Origin of the sequence: Amycolatopsis sp. 3B14 (assembly GCF_050958625.1) — a bacterium.
Classification (GTDB): Bacteria; Actinomycetota; Actinomycetes; order Mycobacteriales; family Pseudonocardiaceae; genus Amycolatopsis_E; species Amycolatopsis_E thermoflava.
Genome location: NZ_JBHZEN010000006.1, coordinates 105626 through 128653, shown reverse-complemented (window position 1 = coordinate 128653; position 23028 = coordinate 105626). Strand labels below are relative to the sequence as shown.

The following is a 23028-nucleotide window of genomic DNA, read 5'->3' as shown; positions in this document are numbered from 1 at the left end:
GGGGAATCCGACTAGCGCCAGCCAAGTTACACGGGTCACCTGTGAACGAATCACGAGCCGGACTCCGGCGAAACATCGGTCACACCTTGTTCGCGGAAGACAACCCACTTGAGCATCACGAAGTTGATCGCGGTCGCGGTGCCCTGCGAGATCACCCACGCGACGGTCGGCTTGAACGCGAACTCGCCGAGCACGTGCAACATCAGCGCGTTCACGCCGACGGCCACGAAGAAAGTGACGCCGTACAGCAGGACGAAGCCGCCGATCTGACCCTTGCCGTCTTTGCGGCCACCGGAGAACGTGAACTTCCGGTTAAGGAAAAAGGCGGTCGTGGTGCCGACGATGAAACTGATCGCCCGCGCCACCGTGTCCCACGGAGCGTAATCAAGTCCGATCGCTCGTAACACCGTGTAGGTACCGAGATCGAGCAACGCGCAAAATCCGCCGATCAGCGCGAATCGCACCAACTGGCCGAGCAGGCCCGGGCTCGCCTTCGCCGTCACTGCCTGCTCCTGCGGTTCCGTAGACACCACTGCACTACCTCGCCAGCGTGCGATTTCCAGGACCGGAAAAGTGTAGAAGCGCCTCGGTCAAAGCCGCCCCCCGGGGATGGTTACCCTGGTCCGGGTGAACACGACACCGCATACCGAGCGGCGGACACTCACCGGGTGGGGTCGCACCGCCCCGACCGTCGCAGACGTGCTGACCACGCCGGACGTGGAGACGATCGCCCGCGCGGTGGCGCAGGCCGGCGAGCGCGGCGTGATCGCCCGCGGGCTCGGCCGCTCCTACGGGGACCCGGCGCAGAACGCCGGTGGTCTCGTCATCGACATGACCGCCCTGAACACGATCCACTCGATCAACCCGGACACCGGAGAGGTCGATCTGGACGCCGGGGTGAGCCTCGACCAGCTGATGAAGGCCGCGCTGCCGTACGGTCTGTGGGTCCCGGTGCTGCCCGGAACGCGCCAGGTGACCATCGGTGGCGCGATCGCCAACGACATCCACGGCAAGAACCACCACAGCGCGGGCAGCTTCGGCAACCACGTGCTGTCGATGGACCTGGTGACGGCGGACGGACAGATTCGCACGCTGACCCCGGAGGGCCCCGAGTCGGAGCTGTTCTGGGCGACGGTCGCGGGCATCGGCCTGACCGGCATCATCGTGCGCGCGAAGATCCGCATGAAGAAGACCGAGAGCGCCTACTTCATCGTGGACGCGGACCGCACGTCGAGCCTGGACGAGACCCTGGAGCTGTTCAGCAACGGGTCCGACCTGAACTACGACTACTCGATGTCGGTGCCGGACCTCATCAACTCCGACAGTCGCCTCGGCCGGGCCACGTTCTCCCGCGGCTCGCTGGCCAAGCTGGACCAGCTGCCGCCGAAGCTGCAGGCCGATCCGCTCAAGTTCGACGCGCCGCAGCTGATGACGCTGCCCGACGTGTTCCCCAACGGCCTCGGCAACAAGCTGACGTTCGGGATGCTGAACAACATCTGGCAGCGCACGGTGCCGAAGAAGGGCGCGCGCGGCAAGATCCAGAACCTGACGCAGTTCTACCACCCGCTGGACATGCTCAGCGAGTGGAACCGTGCCTACGGTTCCAAGGGTTTCCTGCAGTACCAGTTCTCCGTGCCGTTCGGCCGGGAGGACGCGCTGAAGGACCTGTGCCGCAAGATCGCGACGTCGGGCCACTACTCGTTCCTGAACGTGTTCAAGCGGATGGGCGAGGGCAACCGCGCGCCGCTGTCCTGGCCGTCGCCGGGCTGGATGCTGTCGGTGGACTTCCCGATCAAGGACGGCCTCGGCCGCTTCTGCACCGAACTCGACGAAGACGTCCTGGCGGCCGGTGGGCGGCTGTACACCGCGAAGGACTCGCGCACCACGCCGGAGACCTTCGCGAAGATGTACCCCCGGCTGGAGGAGTGGCGCAAGATCCGCCAGTCGGTCGACCCCGAGGGCGTGTTCGCGTCCGACATGAGCCGGAGGCTTGAACTGTGATCGACGCTGTTGGCAACCCCCAGTCGCTGCTGCTGCTCGGCGGCACCTCGGACATCGCGCTGGCCATCGCGCAGAAGTACCTCGCCGACGCGCCCGAGCTGCGCGTCGTGCTGGCGGCGCGGGCGTCCGAGCGCCGCAAGCTCGCCGCGGAGAAGCTGCGCGCGGCAGGCGCCTCGGTGTCCGAAGTGGACTTCGACGCGAAGGACACCGCGTCCCACCCCGCGGTGCTGGACCAGGCGTTCGCGCAGGGTGACATCGATGTGGCCGTGGTGGCGTTCGGCCTGCTCGGCGACAACGAGGAGGCGTGGCAGAACCACGCCACCGCGGTCGAGCTGGCCACGGTGAACTACACCGCGGCGGTGTCGGTCGGCGTGGCGCTGGCGGACAAGCTCAAGAAGCAGGGCCACGGTTCGGTGATCGCGCTGTCCTCTGTGGCCGGTGAGCGGGTGCGGCGCTCGAACTTCGTGTACGGCTCGACCAAGGCCGGCTTCGACGGGTTCTACCTGGGCCTGGGCGAGGCGCTGGCGCCGTCCGGCGTCAAGGTGACGGTCGTGCGGCCGGGCCAGGTCAAGACGAAGATGACCGAGGGCCTGGGCAAGGCGCCGCTGGAGCAGACGGCCGAGCAGGTCGCCGAGATCGCCGTCGACGCGGCGCGCAAGGGCAAGGACCTGGTGTGGGCGCCCGGCGCGTTCCGCGCGGTCATGTCGGTGCTGCGGCACGTGCCGCGGCCGATCTTCCGCAAGCTGCCGATCTGATCGGTTCCACGCGAAAGGCCCCGGGCACTCGAGGTGTCCGGGGCCTTTTTCACGTTCAGCAAGCCGCTTCAGTCCAGCGGCTCCAGTAACAAGAGCGGGATCCGGCGGTCGGTCTTCCGCTGCCACTCGAGGTACGTCGGCCAGACCGCGACGCCGTACTCCCACCACTCGCGCCGCTCCTCGCCGTCGAGCTCGCGGGCGACGTAGGTCTTCTTGACCGGGCCGTCCTGCAGCTCCACCACCGGATGCGCACGGATGTTGCTGACCCAGCCCGGATTCGCGCGACCGCCGCCGTTGGACGCCACCGCGAGGTACTTCCCGTCCTTCTCGATCCGCATGATCGGCGACTTGCGGATCTTGCCGGTCTTGGCGCCGACGGTCGTGATCACGATGATCGGGCCGCCGCCGGGCTCGTTCAGGTTGGCTTCGCCGTTGGACGCCTCGAACCTCTCCACGGCTTCGCGGACCCAGTCAGTGGGGCTCGGTGCGTACTCTCCCCCGGAGGGATCACTCATGTCCAGCACAAGGCGGTCGGCGGCCGTGCTATTCCTGCCATCGACGATCAGTAGCGGAAGAAGCGTTCCCGCTGTCCCTGCCGCACCAGCTTGAGCCACTGCACGAACGCGCCCGGGTCCCGCTTCACGCCCACGAAGTACAGGCCGAACCGCAGGATCTCCAGCGCGCCGATCTTGCGCATCCCCGGCTGGGACAGCAGGTAGCCGCGGTTGCGGTAGGTGTAGTAGCGCTTGACCTCGTTCTCCGGGTCCTGCGCGTGGAACCGGCCGCCGAGCATCGGTTTGAACTCGTCCGAGCCGTCCGGGTGCAGGTAGGACACGCGCAGCGAGGTGCCGAACGGCAGTCCGGAACGGACCAGCCGCCGGTGCACCTCGACCTCGTCGCCGCGCACGAACAGCCGCAGGTCCGGCACGCCGACCACGTCCAGGGTGGACGACCGGAACAACGCGCCGTTGAACAGCGACGCGATGCCGGGCAGGAAGTCGGTGCCCAGCTCCGCCGAGGACCGCTTCCACGTCAGGCCCCGGCGCAGCGGGAACGCCAGCTTGTCCGGCGCGTTGATGTTGGTGACCATCGGCGAGATCTCGGCCAGACCGCGCTTCTCGGCCTCCTCCAGCAGCACCGCCAGCACCGTCTCGTCGGCCGGGCGGCCGTCGTCGTCGGCCAGCCACACCCACTCCGCGCCCAGCGCGAGCGCGTGCAGGATCCCGAGCGCGAACCCGCCCGCGCCGCCCAGGTTGTGGTGCGACGGCAGGTACGTGTACCGCCCGGGGAACGACTCGACGACGTCCCGCGCGGGCTGGTCCGGACCGTTGTCCACGACCACCAGGTGGTCCACCGGCCGGGTCTGCGCGGCGATGATCTTCAGCGAGTCCGCGAGCAGCTCACGGCGATGCCGCGTGACGACCACCGCCGCCACACCGCCCGGTCGCATCGGAGCCTGCTCCGGACCGCTCATGTCACTCCCCGCCCTGTACCGCCGGCGCGGCGTCGATCCGCTGCGCGGCTTCCGCGCTGATGTTCTCGAACGGGTCCCGGCCCTTGTACGCGGTGAGCACCTCGCGCAGGCCGCCCCGCATCTTCATCCGGCCCTCGTCCATCCAGATGGCCGTCGTGCACAGCTCCAAGAGTAGGTCGTCGGCGTGCGAGGCGAAGACCAACATGCCGGAGCGGTTCACCAGATCCACGAGCCGGTCCCGCGCCTTGTTGAGGAACGCCGCGTCGACCGCGCCGATGCCCTCGTCGAGGATCAGGATCTCCGGGTCGATCGTGGTGACCACGCCCAGCGCGAGCCGCACGCGCATACCGGTCGAGTAGGTGCGCAGCGGCATCTGCAGGTAGTCGCCGAGCTCGGTGAACTCCGCGATGTCGTCGACCCGCTTCTCCATCTGCTTGCGCGTCATGCCGAGGAACAGGCCGCGGATCATGATGTTCTCGTAGCCGGAGATCTCCGGGTCCATGCCGACGCCGAGGTCGAACACCGGCGCGACCTTGCCCTGCACGCGGGCCAGGCCGCGGGTGGGCTCGTAGATGCCGGACAGCAGCCGCAGCAGGGTCGACTTGCCCGCCCCGTTGTGGCCGACCAGCCCGATCCGGTCACCTTCGCGCAGCGACAGGGTGATGTCCTGCAGCGCCTCGATGATCGGCACCTTGGACTCGGTGCCGATCTTGCCGCCGACCTTGCCGAGGACCTTCTTCTTCAGCGACCGCGTCTTGGCGTCGAAGATCGGGAAGTCGACGTACGCGTTCTGCACATCAATGCTGACCATGGTCTGTTCTCACACCCAGTAGGAGACGCGGGCCCGGTAGTTGCGCATGGCGACGAGCGCGAGCAGCCAGCCCACGACCGTGATGCCACCCACGGCGACCCAGCTCCAGATGCTGACGGCCTGCCCGATCAGCGGCGCGCGCAGGATCTGGACGAAGTGGTAGATGGGGTTCAGGTGGATGATCGGCTCCGCCCAGCTGGCGGCACCACCGCGCTGACCGGACTTGAGCTGGTCGATCGGCCAGACGATCGGGGTCAGGTAGAACAGCAGCTGGATCAGCGAGTTGATCACCTGCGGGATGTCCCGGTACCGCGTCGAGATGATGCCCAGCAGCAGCGTCACCCAGACGCCGTTGAACGCGAGCAGCAGAAACGCCGGGATCGCGGAGAGCGTGTACCAGCCAAGTCCGGGGTGGCAGATGTTGTCCGGCGTGCACATCCCGCTCTGCGACAGCGCGTAGTCGTCGTTCAGGCTGCCGAAGAAGACGCCGACCACGACCACGATGACGATCAGGTTGTGCGCGAACATCAGCGTCTGCCGCCACACCGTGCGCAGCGCGTAGACGGTCAACGGCGCGCGGATCTGCTTGATCAGACCCTCGTTCGCGATGAACGTCTCCATGCCCTCGGTGAGGCAGCCGCTGATGAAGGCCCAGACGATGAACCCCGCGCTGATGTAGGGCAGGAACGTCTGGATGTGCATGTTGAACAGCTGCGAGTACAGCAGCCCCAGGCCGAGCGCGATCACGCCCTGGCTGATGGTGATCCAGAACGGGCCGATCACCGACCGGCGGTAGCGCTGCTTGATGTCCTGCCAGCCGAGGTGGCTCCACAGTTCGCGCTGGCGGAGTCCTTCCTTGATGTCGCCGAACGCGCGCCCGAAGGTGCGACTGTCCGACAAGGGCGGAAGCTCAGCCGCGCGGGCGAGATCTTCGCTGGTCTGGTCGACCGTGCTGGTGGCTTGCACGGGACCTAGCGTAGCGAGCGGGACACGCGCACTCCGGGCAGGGCGGAGACGCCCGATTTGGCTGATCGTCGGGCGAAATCACGCTGTGCCACCGTGCATGACGGGAGCGTGCGCGGATCGGCGCGTACGCTCACGCCCGTGATCCGGTCGCTCGGCGCCGCGGACCGCGTTGACCAGGCGGGGTGCGCACCGGAACGGCCGGCGTGGGGAAGGGCGGCTGAATGACCACTGTCGAGGCGCCGCGGCGCCGCACTCCGATCCGCGGCTGGGTGTGGGCGGCGGTCGCGGCGTTGCCGGTCGCATTGACGGCCGCGTGGATCGGGCTCGGCCACGACGTCCGGTACGTCCTGGGCGGCCTGGACGTCAGCCCGTTCGGCGCCACCGGCACGTTCGTGCACCGGCCGATGGCCTACCGCTGGCTGGCCGAGGGGCTGAGCGTCCTCGACGTCGGCTCGGTCGGTGTCGGCGAGGGGCTGGTCCGGCTGGTCGCCCTGGCCCTCACAGCGGGTGCGGCGTGGTGGTTGCGCGCCGGGCTGCGCCGGCGGCTGCCGACCGGGGAGGCGTCGGCGGTGGCCGCGGCCGTCGGGCTTGCCCTGGCGCTGGCCCCGAACTGGGACTTCCTGCAGCCCGAGTGGGTCGCGGCCGTGCTGGGGACCGCCGCGATCGGGGCCGCGCTGCGGACGTCGGGCCTGCTCGCCGGGCTGCTGTTGGCGCTGGGGGTGCTGGTCGGGTACACCACGCTGCCCACCGCGTTGATCGCGCTCGGCGTGATCGCCGTGCTGGACCGGCGGCGCGCGGCGCTCGCCGGGATCACCGCCGCGGTGTCCGGGCTCGCGCTGTTCGGGCTGAGCCTGCTCGCGCCGCGGGAGTGGCGGTGGCTGCGGGAGGCGTGGCTGCTCAACGACGGGATGGCCCGCGACCTCGATTCGATCGTGCGGTTGGTGGCCAACGAGGCCATGCTCGTGCCGCTGGTCGCGGTGCTGCCGGCGAGCCTGGTGGTGCTGGTGCGCGTGTCCCGGCGGCGCTGGGCCTGGCCGGTGCTGACGGTGCTCGCGCTGGCGCTCGTGCTGGGTGCGGCCGTGGTGCAGGGGCAGTGGTTCCAGTTCCACCTGGCCGCCTGGGTCCCGCTGGCCGCGGGGGTGTGGGCGCTCGCCGTGGCGCGCTGGACGCTCGTGCACGGGCGCCCGCCGTGGGCGCTGGTCGGGGCGACGGTCGTGGTGTTGTTCGCCGCCCGGGTGTGCCTCGGCGCGTCCTACGCGTGGCGCTCCGGGCACAGCGCGCTCGCCTACGGGCTGCTCGCCGGCCTGGTCGTCGCGGCCACGCTGGCCTGCGCGTTCGAACCCGGCCGCGGCGGACGGCAGGTGCTGTCGGTGCCGGTGCTGGTCGGGGTGCTCGCTCTGACGGTGCCCATCCTGCCGACCACGCCGTACTCGTTCGACGGCGTCCACGCCGACTACACCAACGCCGGCCGCGTCGACATCGAGCACAAGTTCACCGAGGAGATGCTGGCCGTCCGCGACCGCATCGGCGCGGACACCCCGGTGGTCTACCTGGCGTTCGGCGACATCGCCTACTTCACGGGCAACCCGACGCCGTGCCGCTACCCGTCGCCGGCCTACCTGCGGCGGGGCATGGACGTGCCGTCGGTGCGGGACACGGCCAGCTATGCGGAGAACCTCGCGTGCCTGTCCGACCCGTCCGTCCGGTACGTCGTCGTCCAGCCGCTCTGGATCGACGCGGCCGGCCTGGTCGAGGGCCGGTTCGACTGCTCGCGGGCGATCAGGAACGACGACGTGGTGGTCTGCCCGCGCGCCGAACGGTGATCCGCGCGCGGGCGCTCCGCTACAGGTACTGACCCGTCCCGCTGATCCCCGGGGCCTGGCCCTCCTGGCCGCCGCGCCCGGCGGGCAGCCCGCGGCGCATCTGCTCCAGCTGCACCCGCGCGGCCATCTGCTGCGCGAACAGCGCCGTCTGGATGCCGTGGAACAGGCCCTCCAGCCACCCGACCAGCTGGGCCTGCGCGATCCGCAGCTCGGCGTCGGACGGCGTGGTGCCGTCGGTGAACGGCTTCACCAGCCGCTCCAGCTCGCTCTGCAGCTCCGGCGCGAGCGCCTGCTCCAGCTCCTTGATCGAGGTCTGGTGGATCTCACGCAGCCGGTCGCGGCTCGCGTCGTCCAGCGGCGCGGCCCGCACCTCCTCCAGCAGCTGCTTGATCATGGTGCCGATCCGCATGACCTTCGCCGGCTCTTCGACGAGGTCACCGACCGACTCCTGCTGCTCGTCGTCCTCCCGCGGGATCCGGGCCGTGCCCACCGGCGAACCGTCCGGGCCCACCACGACCACGCGGTGGGGCTGCTCGTCGGGCGAGGGCGACTCGGAAAACTTCGGCTCCGTCATTGCTCCATCCTGGCTGGTTCGTCGACGCGCTGGGTTCGAGCCTAGCGTTCGCGCCAGCCCGCGGTCGGCGACAGCCCAACCCCGGACGCACTGCGAAACTACTCGTCCGTACGGTGTTGTCCATGGCGTTCGACGTCGCTCGAATTCGTGGGTTGTTCCCCGCGCTGGGTGACGGCTGGATCCACTTCGACGGCCCTGCCGGAATGCTGGTACCCGAACAGGTGGCCTCGGCCGTGTCGACGGCGATGCGTGCCCCGGTCTCCGGCCCGGGCGGCGCGTTCCCGGCGTCCCAGCGCGCGGAGAGCATCGTGACCGCGGCCAGGCGGGCGGTGGCCGATCTCGTCGGTGCCGATCCGGCCGGTGTCGTGCTCGGTTCGAGCGCGGCGGTGCTGTTGCGCCGGCTCGTGGACGCCCTGTCCGAGCGCTGGACGCTGGGCGACGAGGTGGTGGTCTCGCGCCTGGACGAGCAGACCAACATCGCGCCGTGGACGCACGGCGCGAAACGCGTCGGCGCGGTCGTGCGCTGGGCCGAGATCGACATCGAGAACTGCGAGCTGCCTGCCTGGCAGTACGAGAACCTGGTCAACGCCCGCACGAAGGCGGTCGCCGTCACCGCCGCGTCGGGCGCGGTCGGCACCCGGCCCGACGTGCCCACGATCGCCGAGTTCGCCAAGCGCGTCGGCGCGCTGGTGGTCGTCGACGCCACCGCGGCGGCGCCGTTCCTGCCGCTCGACATGAACGCGCTCGGCGCGGACGTGCTCGTGGTGTCCGCGCAGGCCTGGGGCGGCCCGGCCGTCGGCGCGCTCGTCTTCCGCGACCCCGACCTGCTGGAACGGCTCCCGTCCGCGTCGCTCGACCCGGGCGCCCGCGGCCCCGCCCGGCTGGAGCTCGGCCCGCACGCTTACCCGCTGCTCGCCGGGCTCGTCGCGTCGATCGACTACCTCGCCGGCCTGGACGACGCGGCCACCGGCTCCCGCCGTGAGCGGCTGGTGACCTCCCTCGGCTCGGCGAAGTCGTACCACGCGGGGCTGCTCGCCCAGCTCAGCACCGAGCTGCGTGCGCTGCGGCACGTCATGGTCATCGGCGACGCGATGCGCCGCATCCCGGCGCTGGCGTTCACCGTCACGGGCAAGAAGGCGCCGGAGGTCGCGGAGTATCTGGCCTCGCAGGGTCTGTGCGCGTTCGCCGACCTCGGCACCAGCGGCGTGTTCGCCGCGCTCGGCGTCGGAGAGGTGGGCGGCGCGGTGCGGATAGCGCTCGCCCACTACTCCAACGTCTTCGAGGTCAACCAGCTGGTGCGGGTGCTGGAAGAACTGCGCTAGCCGCGGACCGAGAGCAGCACCTTGCCGAACACGCCGCCTTCCTCCAGGGCCTGGTGCGCCTTGCCCGCCTCGGACATCGGCACGACCTGACCGATCACCGGCCGGACCGCGCCCTCCGCGACCAGCGGCCACAGCCGTTCCCGCACGTCCGCGACGATCCGGGCCTTGTCGTCGACCGGCCGCGCCCGCAGGGTGGTCCCGGCGACGCTGGCGCGCTTGGTCATCAGCTTGCCGATGTTCAGCTCGCCCTTGACGCCGCCCTGCATCCCGATGATCACCAGGCGGCCGTTCGTCTTCAGCGCGCTGACGTTGCGGTCCAGGTACTTCGCGCCCATGTTGTCGAGGATGACGTCGGCGCCGCCGGTCTCGTCGCGGAGGACCTCGACGAAGTCCTGCTCCTTGTAGTTGATCGCGATGTCGGCGCCGAGCTGGCGGCAGCGGTCCAGCCGGTCGGCCGAGCCCGCGGTGACCGCGACCGTCGCGCCGAGCGCCTTGCCGACCTGGATCGCGTGCGTGCCGATGCCGCCGGCGCCGCCGTGCACAAGCAGCACCTCGCCCTCGGCCAGGTTCGCGTGCATCACCACGTTCGACCACACGGTGCAGGCCACCTCGGGCAGGCCGGCGCTGGTGATGAGGTCGACCTCGCCGGGCACCGGCAGCAGCTGACCGGCCGGCACGACGACGCGTTCGGCGTAACCGCCGCCGGCCAGCAGCGCGCACACCTCGTCGCCGACCTGCCAGCCCTGGACGCCCTCGCCGAGCTCGGCGACCGTGCCCGAGCATTCGAGCCCGAGGATGTCGCTCGCCCCGGGCGGCGGCGGGTAGTTGCCCTGGCGCTGCAGCAGATCGGCCCGGTTCACCGCGCTCGCCGCGACGTCGAGCAGGACCTCGCCGGGGCCCGGCCGCGGGTCGGGAACCTCGACCCACTCCAGGTTGTCCGGGCCGCCGGGTTCACGGAGCTTGATCGCATGCATGTGCCCGACCCTATTGCCGGGGTACACCGAATGCACGATTGACCTCCACGCGAATCGGGACAAAAGTGACTGCCCATGTCACTTCGGCCAAAGAGATCCTTTGCCGCCCTGGTGCTGACCGCCGCGCTCGCGACGGCCGTCACCCCGGCCGCGACCGCAGCCCCCGCCCAGTTACCCGACCAGCTCGTCAAGAAGACCGATGTGGGCGCCATCAATCGGCACCTGATCGCGTTGCAGCGCATCGCCGACCGCAACGACGGCAACCGCGCCGCCGGCACCGACGGGCACGCAGCCTCCGCCGAGTACATCGCGGGCAAGCTCGAAGCCGCCGGGTATTCGGTGACGCGGCAGGAGTTCCCGTTCATCTTCACCGAGACGATCGAGGAGAAGCTGACGGTCGGCGGTGCCGACGTGCCGATCACCGTCATGACGTACACGGCGTCCACCCCGGAGGGCGGGATCACCGCTCCACTGGCCGTGGTGCCGGTCGACGCCACGCCCGGTTGTGAGGTCACGGACTACACCGGAGTGGCCGGCCGGATCGTCCTGGTGTCGCGCGGCGGGTGCCCGTTCGCGCAGAAGCAGGCGGCCGCCGCGGACGCGGGAGCGGTCGCGGCGATCATCTACAACAACGAGGCCGGCCCGCTCAACGGCACCCTGGGCGACCCGGCGGCCGCGCGGATCCCGACGGGCGGCATCTCGCAGGCCGACGGGCAAGCGCTTTCCGGCCAGAACGGCGCCACGGTCACGCTGGACCTGCGTGAGTTCCAGGAGCCGCGCACGTCCTACAACGTCATCGCCGAAACGAAGACCGGCCGCAAGGACAACGTCGTGATGGCCGGCGCACACCTGGACAGCGTGCCGGAGGGCCCGGGCATCAACGACAACGGCACCGGTTCGGCGGCGCTGCTGGAGATCGCGTTGCAGCTCGGCGGAAAGCCGAAGGTCGAGAACGCGGTGCGGTTCGCGTGGTGGAGCGCCGAGGAGTTCGGCCTGGTCGGCTCCACGCACTACGTCGATTCGCTGAGTTTCGAGCAGCAGCTGGACATCGCGCTGTACCTGAACTTCGACATGATCGGCTCGCCGAACGCGGCGTACTTCGCTTACGACGGCGACGATTCCGACGGGGAGGGCGCGGGCCCCGGCCCGTACGGCTCGGCGCAGATCGAGGCCGAGCTGACCGGGTACCTGAACGCGCGTGGTGTGCCGACGGAGGGCACGGACTTCGACGGCCGCTCGGACTACGGCGAGTTCATCGCGGTGGGCATCCCCGCGGGCGGGCTGTTCACGGGCGCGGAGGACGCGAAAACCCTCGAGCAGGCTGCGAAGTGGGGCGGCCAGGCCGGCGTCGCGTTCGACCCGTGCTACCACCAGGCGTGCGACAACCTCGGCAATGTCGACCGGGTGGCGCTGGACCGCAACGCGGACGCGATCGCCTGGACGCTGGGCACGTTCGCGCTGAGCACGGAGTCGGTCAACGGGGTCGCGCCCGGTAAGGCGGCGGTGAAGCCGCACCGCGCTCCCGCGGGTGAGGCGAGGGCGCTGGCCGCGGCTTGACGAGTGTGCTCCGCCCGGCGGTCGGCCGGGCGGAGCACACTCGTCCGGGCGCGTCAGCCCAGGTTGTTGGTCCCGAAGGTGTCGCACCGGGCGGGGTCCCCGGTCTGGAACCCGGTGGTGAACCACCGTTCCCGCTGCGCGGACGTGCCGTGGGTGAACTGGGACTCGTCGACCTGTCCGCCGCCGAGGTTGGACTGGATGTAGTCGTCGCCGATGCGGGACGCGGTGTCCAGCGCGCGGTCGATGTCGTCCTGGGTGACCTCGCTGATCAGCGGCCGCCCGGTCGACGACGGCGTAGTCGTCGCGTGGTTGGCCCACACGCCGGCGTAGCAGTCGGCCTGCAGTTCGAGCCGCACGGAACCCGAGGTCGGCCCCGACTCGTTACCGACGCGCCGGGACGTGCCGAGCAGGTTCTGCACGTGGTGGCCGTACTCGTGCGCGAGCACGTAGGCCTCGGCGAACGTGCCGCCCTCCGCGCCGAAGCGGGTGCGCAGCTCCTGGTAGAAGGACAGGTCGATGTAGACCTCGGAGTCGGCGGGGCAGTAGAACGGGCCGACGTCGGAGGTGGCGCTGCCGCAGCCGGTGCGCACGCCGCCGCTGAAGAAGTTCGTCTGCGCGGTGCGGTAGGTGCGGCCGGAGCGGGCGAACTGGTCGCTCCAATAGTCCTGGATGGAGTTGACGATGGCGACGATCGCGCAGTCGTGGTTGGAGTTGGCGTCCGCGCCGGTGCGGCACTCCTGCGCCAGGGAGCCGTTGCTGACCTGCTGACCGGCGCCGAGTTCGCCGAGGCTGCCCGCGCCGCTCGGGCTGACCCCGCCGATCTGGGAGAGCACGAAGTAGATGATCACGCCGACGATGCCGAGCCCGCCGCCGCCGAGCGCCACCCGGCTCCCGATGCCCCCACCGCCGCCGCGGAGGTCGTCGACCTCGGACGTGTCCAGCCCGGCGCCTTCGTCAAACCTCACCGCGTACTCCCTCACAAAAGCCTGGGTGCGGACTCCGCGAGTCCGCACCCAGGATTACCGAGGTTGTCAATTGTAATCAGCGGCTGACCACGTCGCGGGCCGGCGAGGAACTCTGCTGTGCGGACACGGAGACCGCACTGAAGCAGGCTCGAGTTCGCCGATGTGCGCAAGCGATGGTCGAGGCGCATCGAGATGGAAACCCGTGCTGCTCACAGTCACAGCCGGACTGGGTTCACCGCATCCCGGCTGTGGGTCCACAGCTGCATCCGGTAGTCAACCGCGAGGAACTTCTCGTCATTGAACCACCTGACCCTCTCCCGGCGGACGGCCCGACGGGCCACACCCGGGTAGTGCGTCCCCGGTCCGGTGACCGATCCACCGTTGTCTCCAAGCATGCGCCTGTGCGCGCGAATCCTCAACCGGCGCGCCGTCCCTCGTTGGTTGGTAATCGCGGTTCCCGGCTACTGTTCCGGGCATGGCTGAAGTCCGCTGGCTGAGCGAGCCGGAGATGTCGGCGTGGCGCGCGTACATCGTCGCCACGCTGCGGCTCCGCCAGCGGCTGCACCGGGAGCTGGCCGCCGCGCACGACGTGTCCCTGACGGACTACGAGGTGCTGGTGTGCCTGGAGATGGCGCCGGAGCGGCGGATGCGGATGTCCGAGCTGGCGACCAGGATGGGATCGACGAAGAGCCGGCTGTCGCACCAGATAGCCCGCATGGAGGCCGCGGGCCTGGCGCGCCGGGCGCCGGACCCGGAAGACAAGCGGGGCGTGGTGGCGGAACTGACCCCGGGCGGCGAGGCGCTGCTGAAGGAGGCGGCGCCCACGCACGTGGAGGGCGTGCGGGCCCACCTGATCGATTTGATGACCCCGGAGGAGCAGTCGGTGCTCGCCAGGGTCTTCTCCCGGGTCGACGAACACCTCGAAGGCCTGGGCGGCTGAGCCGCTACCCTGAGCCCAAGGGAAGCGTGGCAGAGCGGCCGAATGCACTCGCCTTGAAAGCGAGCGTCGGGCAACCGACCGGGGGTTCAAATCCCTCCGCTTCCGCGCCTGTGACCAGGGCGTTCGCTGCGGCGGGCATCTTCACCGGTGCCGCGGCATGCGCCCTGGTCTCATTTCGAGCGAGCGACCGTGATCGACGTATGGTCGGGTCGTGACGACCCGGTATGTGCTGGACGGCGCCCAGATCCGGACGCTGGAGGACTTCTGGCAGGCGATCATGGATGCCTTCGATGGAGAAGGGCGCCAGTACTTCGGGCGGAACCTCGATGCCTTCGCCGACTGTCTCAGCGGCGGACCCGGGTATCCGGACGCTGACGACTTCGTCGTCGAGTGGCGTGACCACGCCATCTCCCGCGACTTGCTGGGATACGCGGAGACAGTGCGCCAGCTGGAGCAGCGGTTGGCTCGGTGCCACCCGACGAACCGGCCGGTGGTTCGTGCTGATCTGGAGGCTGCCCGCGCGGGTCGTGGTCCCACCGTGTTCGACTGGCTGGTGCAGATCTTCGAGGAACGCGCCCCCGGAGTACTGCTGCTTCGGTAGACCGGGATCCAGCGATCCCGCAGCCGTTGGGGATCAGCCCTCCGCCTCCTGCGCCGGGCGCCACAGCACCGCGACTCCGTGCCCGGGCAGCAGCCAGGATTCGATGTCGAGCGCGGTCCGGGTGGTCGCAGGCAGCCATTCCGCCACCGACGAACCCGACCGGAAGGTGAACGGCACCGTCCGAAACTGCCACTTGGCCAGGCCGTCGACGTTCAGCGCGCCGGCATCCACTCGCACCTGCTCCACGTAGCACGGAAACGGTGGCTGCCAATAGCAGTAGCCGTCGTTGATGTGCTGCGGCCCGGCCACCTTCAGCTCGAGCCGTTCGATCGACCGCACCTGCCGACCCGCCGGCTGGCTGAGATCGCACTCGAACACCCGCACCTTCGTGGACGGCAGGTCCAGCCGACGTCGCAGGTCCGGCCTCAGGTACTGCGCCAGGAGGCGGGCCGGAACCTCCCGGAACTCCGGGTGCCGGGCTTGTGAAGTGCGGCGGTTCCCGTCCAGGTCCCGGTAGTCGAACGAGAGGCGGACCGAGGCGATCGTGCGGTCCGAGGCGTTGTCGAAACCGGCCCGCTCGGAGAAGAACCACAGTTCGAACAGCGGCAGGTCGATCCCGGCGACGATGGAATCCCTGATTCCGGCGTCGGAGGTCATGACGAGCATGAACCTGCTCGTCGTCAGCGGCCGACGGAATCGGTACGCGCAGGTGTACCGGAGCTCGTACAACTCGTGGTTCAACGCGCTCAGTTCGAGGTCGACCTCGGTGTGCGTGCTGACCGTGAGATGCCTGCCGAGCAGACCGGTCACGACGTCGTGGTTGGCGTCGTTGCGGCCGTAGATCGACGAGAGCAGCACGTCGAGCAGCTGTTTCGGCGACATCGAGTCCACGATGCCGGGCCCGGACAGCCGCCGGAGGTCGTCCGACAACCGCCTGCGCAGCCCGCGCCGATAGCCGACGAGGACGACCGCGCCCAGCCCCAGCAGCGTCCACACCACTGTCAGAACACCGTGCGCGACGATCTGCCAGGCGGAGGTCGGCTCCCACAGCAGGACCGCGACCAGGGCGGCGACCGCTGCGGCGGCCATCCCGGAGGCCAGCTGCCCACGCGTCACGGCAGCTCCCACTGGCCGCCGGGGCGCCACAGCAGCGCCACGCCGTGCCCGAGCAGCAACCAGGAGCGGACCTCGATGGTCGTCAGCTCGTCAGCCTTGAGCCACTTCTCGGACACGTTGTCCGACCGGAACATGAAGGGCGCGACGCGGAACGCCCAGGTGCCGGTGCGATCGATGTCCAGGTCGGCGGCGTCGATCCGGATGCGGTCCACGTAGCACGGGTAGGGGGCGTGCCAGTAGCAGTAGCCGTCGCCGATCTGCTGGAGCGTGGTGGACCGCAGAGTGAGGCGTTCGATCGACTGGACCTCGTGCTCGTCCTCGGCGAGGTCGCTCAGATCGCACTCGAAGATCCGCAGGGCGCCCAGGTAGTCGCGCGTGCTCTGGCGCCGCAGCGCGCCCATGTCCTCGCGGAAGAACGACAGGTAGTCGGCCCACCGGTCGTACTTGACCTCGCGGAGCCGGAGCTTGTCCGACGACGCCAGGTGGTGGGTGCCCCGGTCGTCGAGATACTCGATGCCGAGCCGGACCGAGGGCAGCATGTCCTCCACCGAGTTCTGGAAGATGTCTTCGTCCGGGATGAACCACAGCTCGAACAGCGGCAGCTGGCAGCCCGAGCTGATCGAGTCCCGCAGCAGCGTGCTGCACGTGGCGAAGATGACGAAGCGGTCCACCGCCACGTTCTTCTTGAAGCTGTACGTCGTGGTGACCGTCAGGTGGTACTGCTCGTGGTCCACCGCGCGCAGCTCGAGGTCGACTTCGGTGTGCGTGCTGACCGCGAGGTCGGTGCCCATCGGTCGCCTGCCCTCGCCGCCGAGGACACCAACCAGTACATCGCGATTGGCTTCGTTCTCGCCGTAGACCGAGGTCAGGAAGGCGTTCATGACCTGCTGCGGGAGCAGTGCCTCGACGATGCGCGGCCCCGCGAGCCGGACGATCTCGGACAGCAGGCGGTGGTGGACGAAGGCCTCGTAGGCGACGATCGCCAGACCGGTGACGAGGAACCCCGGCGAGGCGGCGAGGAGGAACCGGTGTGCCGCGGCCGCCCAGCTCCCGGAGGACGGCCAGACGAGGCCGGCGAGCAGGAGCACGAGGCCGACCGCGGTCAGCAGGAAGCCGAACCGGCTGGGGCGGCGGCCGGTCACGGGAGGTGGAGGGCCGTCCCCGCCCCGGCCCGCGTCCCCAGTCGTCACTGCCTCTCCGCCCGATCGAAGCACCATGATCGGCGGACGGCGGACCGGGGCGATAGGCCCGATCGGATTAAATCCGGCGCTGGCTTACCGGTTCTGCTGCCAGCTCGGCTCGTCCTCCAGCGCGTAGTTCGTCAAGCCGGCGCGCTCCTCGACCGGCATTCCGGTTTGCGTGGCCAGGTCGTTGTAGAGGCCGAGCAGGTGCGTGGTCATGGCCGCTCGCGCGCCGGCCTCGTCCCGCCGTTTGAGGAACCAGGACACCTGGTTGTGGTCGTTCGCCGAGCGGACGTGCACTTCGGCGCTGCTGTAGCTGTTGCGCCGGTAGGACCGGAGCTGCGGCACGAGGGAGCGGTACAGCTGGTCGAGCAGTTCGTTGTGGCTGGCCCGCACGACGGCCCCGTGGAAGTCCTCGTCGGTCCGCAGCAGCTCGTCCTTGTCGTTGACCGAGGCGGCCTGGTGCAGCTTGGCCAGCTTGGCGATGTCGTCGAGTTCGCCCTGGCTGGCCCGCAGCGCGGCGAGACTGGCGGCGGTGGTCTCCAGCGCGATCCGGACCTCCAGGAGGTCGGAGTCGCTCACGCGGCGGTCGAACAGCAGCGGCTCGTCCCGTTCGGCCACGTCGGTGGAGCGCACGTACCAGCCGCGTCCGCGCATGACCTCGACGACGCCCTGGAGTTGCAGGCGCTGCAGGGCGGTGCGCAGGGAACTGCGCGCGACGGCCATCTTCTGCGCCAGCTCGGGTTCGGTGGGGAGCCGGTCACCGGCACGGAAGGTGCCGTTGGTGATGAGCGCCCTGATCTTGTCCTCGATCAGTTCGGGCAGGGGCTTGCGGGCGTTCGGTGAGAGAGCCCAGCTCTCGTCATCCATCGTCAACCTCTCACCTAGCTCAACGGGGGTCCCCGAGCATTCGTCGACCGTAACAAGAACTGATGACAGACGCAAGTTGTCTGTCAACAAGCTGTCACTTGACAGACAACATACAACGCCGGGATCCTGGGGTTGCCCGAAGCGGGAGCCGGATCCGTCGGGAGCCGGCGACCGGGGCGGACACGAGTGGAGGTGTTGGCAGTGGGCTCGCAGAACCTTCTGATTGTCATCTTCTTGGTAGTCATGGCGATCACCATGATCGGCTGGCGGACGGTGCTCGTGATGACCGTGACGGCGGGTTTCGTCCTCGCGGTTTTCGGTCTCGCTCAGGTGGTTTCTTTCCTGGGGACCGGGGTCTGACCGGAATTCAGACCCGCATGTGGCGTCTGTTGTCTGACAAGACGACCCGTTGCGAGTGCGCCCGGGCGTGGTTGTACTCTCGCGCGGTCCAGAGGCTGGTCCTCCTTCTAGTGGAAGCCGCGCGCACGGATGTATTCCAGATCTGCTTGGCCGGACGCCACGGCCGTTCACGCGGCACTGGCGCCCGCCCATGCGGTGCTCGAGGAGCGCCGGGCGTTGTACCGGCTTGGTGTCGAACTGCTGCTCCCGGGATACGCCCCGGTGCCCACGGAGCAACTCGACAGTCCACTGTTCCGCTTCCAGGTCGGCGAAGCGCTGGCGGGGCGGCGTCCGATCGCACCCGACCCCGCCGACGACCTCGAATCCGTCGTGACCGAACTACGGGCGGGGCCTGCCACGGTGAAACTGGCCACCGCGGATCGCGCCGACGCCGTCCTCGGGGAGGCTCTGCGCGTCATCCACGCGCAGAGCCTCTCCGGCGGTCGTCCGCCGCGCGTGCTGACCGGGGACGATGAGGTCCTTGCCGTCGTCAGGGCGGGACTGGACAAGGTTCGCGAGGTGAGTCCGGCCCTCGCCGACGACCTCCTGGCGCACGTCGATCTCCTCGTGGTCCTCGACCCGGCCACGTCCGGCGGGTTGATTTCGGCGTCGTCCCGGCTCTTCCCGGGGCTGGTCCTCATCGACCGGCCCGCCTCGGCCCACGAGGTCGCCGAGGCCCTCATCCACGAGGGCGCGCACCAGAAGTTCTTCGACCTGGCCGTCACGCGGAACTTCCTCGGCGCGGACGCGGCCGAGGAGCGCACCTTCCGGCCGTCCTGGTCGGCGGCGGTGTGGCCGGTGGAGCAGGCCGTCGCCGCCTTCCACGCCTACGCGTGCCTGGCGCAATTCGCCGAAGACGTCCGGGCAAGCGGCGAGGAAACCGAATTCGGCTCGAATTCGCTACTTCGCCACGCCCGCGCGCGGGCAACCGAAATAGGCCACTGGTTGCGCGGTGCGGAGGAAACGCTGGAATTCGACGCCAGGTGGCTGCTGCACACCCTGTTGTGTGATGAGGACGAACCGGCCACGGTCCAACCCGTCACCCGTCCGGTGCCGCCTGGCTACTACACGCTGGACCCGCTGCTGCGGATCGCCCGGATGGAGACCACCGGCAGAGTGCTCGCCGGCAGGCCCGGCGACCCACCGGAACTGCATTGGCTCGACGGGGATGCGGCAGACCTGGTCGTGCGGCTTAGCCGTGCGCCCTCCGGGTTATCCCTCGCGGAAATCGAATCCGGCTTGCGGCCGGTGCTCGCCGCCTTGTGTGAAGCGACCGTCGTTCGTGCGGCCGGGGCGGGGGGAGTACCGTCCTCTTCGGACGGATCAACACATCGGAAAGGAAACTGATGTCAGTGCTGTGGGATCCCCGCCGGGAACAGGAGAACCGGCGCGGAGAATCGGCGGCGAACCGCCCGGACGTGGTTGGTTCTCCGGTGAATCCCGTGATCGGCCGCCAGCCTTACGGCCAGCCGATCGCTCGTGTGGACTTCTTCCGCCGCATGCCGCAGGGCGGCACCGCCTACCTCAAGCCCGCCGACTCCAACGACGACTGAACCGGCCGGGCTCGTCAACCAGGCGAGCCCACAGCCTCGTGACGAACGGCCTCAGATCGTCCCGTTCGCCATCGCTTCGCAGCTGCGCAACACGACTGCCGCGGCGCGACGCTCCCCGGCGCTCAGCTCCGGGTTCTCCGCCTGGTCCCGCCACCGGCGCACCGCGGGCAACACCTGGTCCGGCCCGAGCCGCGCGGCTCGTGAAGTTCCGCCGGCACCGAGCAATCTCAGGGCTTCCGCTTTCAGCTCCGCCGAAAAAGACGTCCGTCCGGTTTGCAGCGCGGCCACCAGCCGCAGCTCCCGGAAATCGTGGGCGCCCGCCAGCAACCGCTCGAGTTCGGCGGCCAGCCCGGCCGCGGCGGGGCGCGGTTCCATGCGCAGCACCACTTCCAGCCCGATCAACGCCGACCGCGCCTTGAGCACGTCCCGCCGCGCCACGAAGTACCCGTCGATCGCCTCGCGCAGGTCGGCCAGGCCGCTGCGTGGCACGAGCTGACCGGCCAGCGCGGGCAACGTGTCCGCGCCGCGGCGGATCAACGTCATCGCCAGCCGCACGCCGAAGATCCCGAACCGCGCGAGCAGCGCGGCGCGGTCGGACGCGGCCACCGGCGCCGGGAACTCCGCCGCCGCGAACCGGTCCGCCGACAGCAGCCGCGGCTCCAGCTCCTCCCGCGGCACGGCGGCGAGCGCGCGCAGCACCGCGAACTCCGGCTCGGTCAGGGTGCGCGCCGCCAGCGCGGGCAAGCCGGCCACCGGCACGACGTCCTGGCACAGCCCGGCGACCTCCGGCGCGACCCGGTACCGGCGCGCGACCTGCCGGGCCGAGATGACGGCGTCCACCCGGCCGCCGCCGAGTTCGTCCGCCCGCGACAACACGATCAGCGCGTTGACCGCCGCCGCCCGCGCGACCGGGTGGTCCTGCAGCGTGTGCAGGAAGGACAGGTCGGCTCCGGACGGGCGCCGCACGAGGTAGAGGACCGCGTCGGCGTCCATGCAGATCCCCTCGATCGTGCTGGGCGCCGCGCCGCCGTCGATCGCCGGCGTGTCCATCAGCATCAGCTCGTCCTGCGACCGCCCCGGTGAGGTGCGGAACCAGGTCATCTCGCCCTGCGGCTGCTCGCCGGCCAGCGCGGCGAGCAGCGTCGACCGACCCGATCCCCGCGGCCCCACCACCGCCAGCCGCAGCGGGTCGTCGAACCGGGTGAGCTGGCGCTGCAGCCAGCTCGTCGCCCGCGGGCTGTCCTGGTAGACGTCGAGGGCCTCCTGCAGGACCGCGTGCGTCCTCGCGGCCAGGCTCACGCGGTGATCCCCCGCTGGGCGGGCAGCTGCGCCGGGGTGGCCAGGGCCTGGGCGCGGCGGCGCAGCACGTTCAGCTCCTCCATCATCCGGCGGATCTCGTTCGCCCGGACCGTGCGGCGGGTCGTGTCATCGTCGATGGCCTGCTTGAACGTCTTCGCGGTCGCCGTGATCTCGCCGCGCAGCTCGTCGGCGACGCCGTTCAGCCGGTCGCGCAGCGCGCGGTGGATCTGCCGCGCGGTGTCCTTGCTGTGCTTGCCGTAGCGCAGGAAGAAGTCGTCGACGTACCGGTGCGCGGCGGTCTTCGCGGCATGCTGGCGCCGCTTGAGCCGGTTGCCGCGCTCCTCGAAGACGCTCTTCGCGCCGAAGGCGGCACCAGCGCCGAGCGAGATCGGGTTGATCAGCGGCAGGCCCGCGATGGTGGTCGCGAGGCCGAACATCAGCAGACCGCTGTAGGACCCGCGCATCCCGACGAACAGCTTCTGCCCCACGCCGAACCGCTCGACCCGCGGCATCCGCAGGTCGCCGATCGCGTCACCGGGCACCTCGCGCGGCAGCGAGTCGGGCAGCGCGTCCTCGCGGTGTGGCGCGACCTGCCGCGCGATCTTGCGGGCGATCCACTCGAACCGGTCGAGCAGCCACTCCGAGTTCGTCTCCGCGACCGTGGTCAGGTTCTCCCGCAGCCACTCCTCGAACTCGGGCCACGTCTTCGCCGGGTCGGCGGTTTCGAAGTACTCGTCGACCTCGACCAGGATCTTGCGCGTCCGGTCGCGCAGGTCGAACTCGACGTCCGAGATCAGGTCGGACACCTCGTCGGACAGCAGCGTCTGCCAGCGGTTCGCGTCCCGCTGCAGCTTCTCCAGGCGCCGCCCGGCGGCGTGCCACCGCGCGACCGCGTCGCCGTTGTCCGGCTGCTGCGTCGCGGCGAACTCCTCGGTCAGCTCGTTCTGCAGCGCCTCGACGGTGGTCGTGCTGAGGGCGGCGACCGAGCGCCGGGCCAGCAGGTCCGCCTGGCCGGGCAGGTCCTGGTGCAGGCACTTGACCAGCTCACCGAACCCGGACTCGGCGTTCAGGGCCTGGTCGCCGGTGCGGGCCGCGGCCAGCCGCAGCGCCGCGGAAACCGGGATCAGCGACGCCATCAGCCCGCGCTGGTCCAGCCGGTTGCGGTTGCGCTGCGCGACCGTCCGCCACCCGGGCACCAGGTCGATCTTGGTGAGCACCACGAGCACCGTCGGGCACAGCCGGACGACCTGCTCGAGCAGCTGGATCTCCGACGCCGACAGCTCGCTCGTCGCGTCGGTGGCCATCAGCACGGCGTCCGCCGAATCGACGGTCTCCATCGCCGCCCGCGGCGGCGTGTCGACCAGCGCCAGCCCGCCGGCCAGCAGCGCGCGAGGCAGGCCCACCTCGGCCCGGACGACCGGTGGACCGCTCACTGCGACCGCTTCCCGATTGGCCTGGCCGGTCACCGACTCCACCGGCACCGGCTGCCGCGCCGGGCCTTCGATGGCCCGCGGACCGGCCGTGACGACGGCCGCCGTCGGCTTCTCGGCGTGCGTCACGACGGCCGGGACCGTGGTCGTGGCGTCCTCGCCGACCGCGCACACCGGCGCGTTGACCAGCGCGTTCACCAGCTGGCTCTTGCCCTGGCCGGTCTCGCCGATCACGACGACCCGCAGCTTCTCGTCGAGCAGCTGGGCTCTGCGTCTGCGGATGCGATCGGCCAGGTCCGGGCGCCGTTGGGTGGCGCAGACGTGGGCGGTGTCGTCCAGTACGTCGAGCCAGGGTGGTGCGAGCACGCGGAGGAGTGTGCCGTGTCGTGACCAAAACGTGAAGCGGCGGGGTCCGTT

The 23028-nt window shown here is 70.1% G+C and carries 22 protein-coding genes and 1 tRNA gene; 10 read left to right on the top strand and 13 right to left on the bottom strand.

Annotated elements, in window-relative coordinates; genetic code table 11:
* Positions 1–50: 50 nt before the first annotated feature.
* Positions 51–533 (bottom strand): GtrA family protein, encoded by a 483-nt coding sequence (locus tag ACCP09_RS04365; RefSeq protein ID WP_026153696.1) that lies wholly within the window; start codon positions 531–533, stop codon positions 51–53.
* Positions 534–609: 76 nt separating this feature from the next.
* Between ACCP09_RS04365 and ACCP09_RS04360 the strand changes: the two genes are divergently transcribed.
* Positions 610–2001 (top strand): FAD-binding oxidoreductase, encoded by a 1392-nt coding sequence (locus tag ACCP09_RS04360; RefSeq protein ID WP_051079482.1) that lies wholly within the window; start codon positions 610–612, stop codon positions 1999–2001.
* Complete coding sequence (locus ACCP09_RS04355; RefSeq protein WP_020416458.1) at positions 1998–2756, top strand: decaprenylphospho-beta-D-erythro-pentofuranosid-2-ulose 2-reductase; 759 nt, start codon at positions 1998–2000, stop codon at positions 2754–2756. Before ACCP09_RS04360 ends, ACCP09_RS04355 begins: the two co-directional genes overlap by 4 nt.
* 68 nt (positions 2757–2824) lie before the next feature.
* On the opposite strand, the gene ACCP09_RS04350 is transcribed toward ACCP09_RS04355, so the two are convergent.
* The 4 genes from ACCP09_RS04350 to wzm are packed head-to-tail and all read right to left on the bottom strand — an operon-like array spanning position 2825 to position 6007.
* Positions 2825–3271 (bottom strand): nitroreductase family deazaflavin-dependent oxidoreductase, encoded by a 447-nt coding sequence (locus ACCP09_RS04350; protein WP_123687149.1) that lies wholly within the window; start codon positions 3269–3271, stop codon positions 2825–2827.
* 47 nt (positions 3272–3318) lie between these two features.
* Positions 3319–4206, bottom strand: coding sequence for a galactofuranosyltransferase GlfT1 (glfT1, locus tag ACCP09_RS04345; RefSeq protein WP_017986207.1), 888 nt, complete (start codon positions 4204–4206; stop codon positions 3319–3321).
* Positions 4207–4231: 25 nt separating this feature from the next.
* The gene (gene wzt, locus ACCP09_RS04340; RefSeq protein ID WP_433743297.1) at positions 4232–5041 is read right to left on the bottom strand and encodes a galactan export ABC transporter ATP-binding subunit Wzt/RfbE; all 810 of its coding nucleotides are present in this window, start codon (positions 5039–5041) and stop codon (positions 4232–4234) included.
* Positions 5042–5050: 9 nt separating this feature from the next.
* Positions 5051–6007, bottom strand: a complete 957-nt coding sequence (gene wzm, locus ACCP09_RS04335; protein ID WP_017986209.1) for a galactan export ABC transporter permease subunit Wzm/RfbD — start codon at positions 6005–6007, stop codon at positions 5051–5053.
* 221 nt (positions 6008–6228) lie between these two features.
* On the opposite strand from wzm, the gene ACCP09_RS04330 reads away from it, so the two are divergent.
* Positions 6229–7830, top strand: a complete 1602-nt coding sequence (locus ACCP09_RS04330) for a hypothetical protein (protein WP_433743295.1) — start codon at positions 6229–6231, stop codon at positions 7828–7830.
* Between the two features lie 19 nt (positions 7831–7849).
* Here the strand turns inward: ACCP09_RS04330 and ACCP09_RS04325 are convergent, their stop codons facing one another.
* Entirely contained in the window at positions 7850–8404 is a 555-nt protein-coding gene (locus tag ACCP09_RS04325; RefSeq protein ID WP_433743293.1) for a bacterial proteasome activator family protein, read from the bottom strand.
* A gap of 122 nt (positions 8405–8526) precedes the next feature.
* Here ACCP09_RS04325 and ACCP09_RS04320 point away from each other — a divergent pair, with 122 nt between their 5' ends.
* A complete protein-coding gene (locus ACCP09_RS04320) occupies positions 8527–9726 on the top strand; it encodes a cysteine desulfurase-like protein (protein WP_400983572.1) in 1200 nt (399 codons plus the stop codon).
* Here ACCP09_RS04320 and ACCP09_RS04315 read toward each other — a convergent pair.
* A complete protein-coding gene (locus tag ACCP09_RS04315; RefSeq protein WP_378334544.1) occupies positions 9723–10700 on the bottom strand; it encodes an NAD(P)H-quinone oxidoreductase in 978 nt (325 codons plus the stop codon). The two genes, ACCP09_RS04320 and ACCP09_RS04315, sit on opposite strands and share 4 nt — an antisense overlap.
* A gap of 75 nt (positions 10701–10775) precedes the next feature.
* Between ACCP09_RS04315 and ACCP09_RS04310 the strand changes: the two genes are divergently transcribed.
* Complete coding sequence (locus ACCP09_RS04310; protein WP_433743290.1) at positions 10776–12257, top strand: M28 family metallopeptidase; 1482 nt, start codon at positions 10776–10778, stop codon at positions 12255–12257.
* A gap of 53 nt (positions 12258–12310) precedes the next feature.
* On the opposite strand, the gene ypfJ is transcribed toward ACCP09_RS04310, so the two are convergent.
* Positions 12311–13222: a KPN_02809 family neutral zinc metallopeptidase gene (gene ypfJ / locus ACCP09_RS04305; RefSeq protein ID WP_378334546.1), complete on the bottom strand. Its 912-nt coding sequence runs from the start codon at positions 13220–13222 to the stop codon at positions 12311–12313.
* A gap of 475 nt (positions 13223–13697) precedes the next feature.
* Between ypfJ and ACCP09_RS04300 the strand changes: the two genes are divergently transcribed.
* The 3 genes from ACCP09_RS04300 to ACCP09_RS04290 all read left to right on the top strand — a co-directional run bounded on the left by ACCP09_RS04300 (position 13698) and on the right by ACCP09_RS04290 (position 14763).
* On the top strand, positions 13698–14162 hold the full coding sequence (locus ACCP09_RS04300) for a MarR family winged helix-turn-helix transcriptional regulator (RefSeq protein WP_123684235.1): 465 nt from the start codon (positions 13698–13700) through the stop codon (positions 14160–14162).
* A 20-nt stretch (positions 14163–14182) separates the two neighbouring features.
* Positions 14183–14267: transfer RNA gene (locus ACCP09_RS04295), tRNA-Ser, on the top strand.
* A gap of 106 nt (positions 14268–14373) precedes the next feature.
* Complete coding sequence (locus tag ACCP09_RS04290; RefSeq protein WP_433743287.1) at positions 14374–14763, top strand: barstar family protein; 390 nt, start codon at positions 14374–14376, stop codon at positions 14761–14763.
* Between the two features lie 33 nt (positions 14764–14796).
* Here the strand turns inward: ACCP09_RS04290 and ACCP09_RS04285 are convergent, their stop codons facing one another.
* The 3 genes from ACCP09_RS04285 to ACCP09_RS04275 form a co-directional block, all read right to left on the bottom strand.
* Complete coding sequence (locus tag ACCP09_RS04285; RefSeq protein ID WP_433743285.1) at positions 14797–15879, bottom strand: hypothetical protein; 1083 nt, start codon at positions 15877–15879, stop codon at positions 14797–14799.
* Positions 15876–17069, bottom strand: coding sequence for a hypothetical protein (locus tag ACCP09_RS04280; protein WP_228684984.1), 1194 nt, complete (start codon positions 17067–17069; stop codon positions 15876–15878). The genes ACCP09_RS04285 and ACCP09_RS04280 overlap by 4 nt, the downstream gene beginning before the upstream one ends.
* An 84-nt stretch (positions 17070–17153) precedes the next feature.
* Positions 17154–17930: a FadR/GntR family transcriptional regulator gene (locus ACCP09_RS04275; protein WP_433743282.1), complete on the bottom strand. Its 777-nt coding sequence runs from the start codon at positions 17928–17930 to the stop codon at positions 17154–17156.
* Positions 17931–18131: 201 nt separating this feature from the next.
* Between ACCP09_RS04275 and ACCP09_RS04270 the strand changes: the two genes are divergently transcribed.
* Together ACCP09_RS04270 and ACCP09_RS04265 are read left to right on the top strand one after the other, a co-directional pair.
* A complete protein-coding gene (locus ACCP09_RS04270; protein WP_167344615.1) occupies positions 18132–18290 on the top strand; it encodes a hypothetical protein in 159 nt (52 codons plus the stop codon).
* A 195-nt stretch (positions 18291–18485) separates the two neighbouring features.
* Positions 18486–19676, top strand: a complete 1191-nt coding sequence (locus ACCP09_RS04265) for an aKG-HExxH-type peptide beta-hydroxylase (protein WP_433743280.1) — start codon at positions 18486–18488, stop codon at positions 19674–19676.
* A 257-nt stretch (positions 19677–19933) separates the two neighbouring features.
* On the opposite strand, the gene ACCP09_RS04260 is transcribed toward ACCP09_RS04265, so the two are convergent.
* Entirely contained in the window at positions 19934–21181 is a 1248-nt protein-coding gene (locus ACCP09_RS04260; RefSeq protein WP_378362491.1) for a hypothetical protein, read from the bottom strand.
* Entirely contained in the window at positions 21178–22977 is a 1800-nt protein-coding gene (locus ACCP09_RS04255) for a dynamin family protein (protein WP_027932965.1), read from the bottom strand. Before ACCP09_RS04255 ends, ACCP09_RS04260 begins: the two co-directional genes overlap by 4 nt.
* Between the last annotated feature and the right edge of the window lie 51 nt (positions 22978–23028).

What these genes read in the sequence shown, in the direction of transcription:
- ACCP09_RS04360 (WP_051079482.1), top strand. Translation starts at nt 610, where the DNA reads ATGGTTACCCTGGTCCGGGTGAACACGACACCGCATACCGAGCGGCGG.
- ACCP09_RS04350 (WP_123687149.1), bottom strand. Translation starts at nt 3,271, where the DNA reads ATGAGTGATCCCTCCGGGGGAGAGTACGCACCGAGCCCCACTGACTGG.
- glfT1 (WP_017986207.1), bottom strand. Translation starts at nt 4,206, where the DNA reads ATGCGACCGGGCGGTGTGGCGGCGGTGGTCGTCACGCGGCATCGCCGT.
- wzt (WP_433743297.1), bottom strand. Translation starts at nt 5,041, where the DNA reads ATGGTCAGCATTGATGTGCAGAACGCGTACGTCGACTTCCCGATCTTC.
- ACCP09_RS04330 (WP_433743295.1), top strand. Translation starts at nt 6,229, where the DNA reads ATGACCACTGTCGAGGCGCCGCGGCGCCGCACTCCGATCCGCGGCTGG.
- ACCP09_RS04325 (WP_433743293.1), bottom strand. Translation starts at nt 8,404, where the DNA reads ATGACGGAGCCGAAGTTTTCCGAGTCGCCCTCGCCCGACGAGCAGCCC.
- ACCP09_RS04320 (WP_400983572.1), top strand. Translation starts at nt 8,527, where the DNA reads ATGGCGTTCGACGTCGCTCGAATTCGTGGGTTGTTCCCCGCGCTGGGT.
- ACCP09_RS04315 (WP_378334544.1), bottom strand. Translation starts at nt 10,700, where the DNA reads ATGCATGCGATCAAGCTCCGTGAACCCGGCGGCCCGGACAACCTGGAG.
- ACCP09_RS04310 (WP_433743290.1), top strand. Translation starts at nt 10,776, where the DNA reads ATGTCACTTCGGCCAAAGAGATCCTTTGCCGCCCTGGTGCTGACCGCC.
- ACCP09_RS04300 (WP_123684235.1), top strand. Translation starts at nt 13,698, where the DNA reads ATGGCTGAAGTCCGCTGGCTGAGCGAGCCGGAGATGTCGGCGTGGCGC.
- ACCP09_RS04275 (WP_433743282.1), bottom strand. Translation starts at nt 17,930, where the DNA reads ATGGATGACGAGAGCTGGGCTCTCTCACCGAACGCCCGCAAGCCCCTG.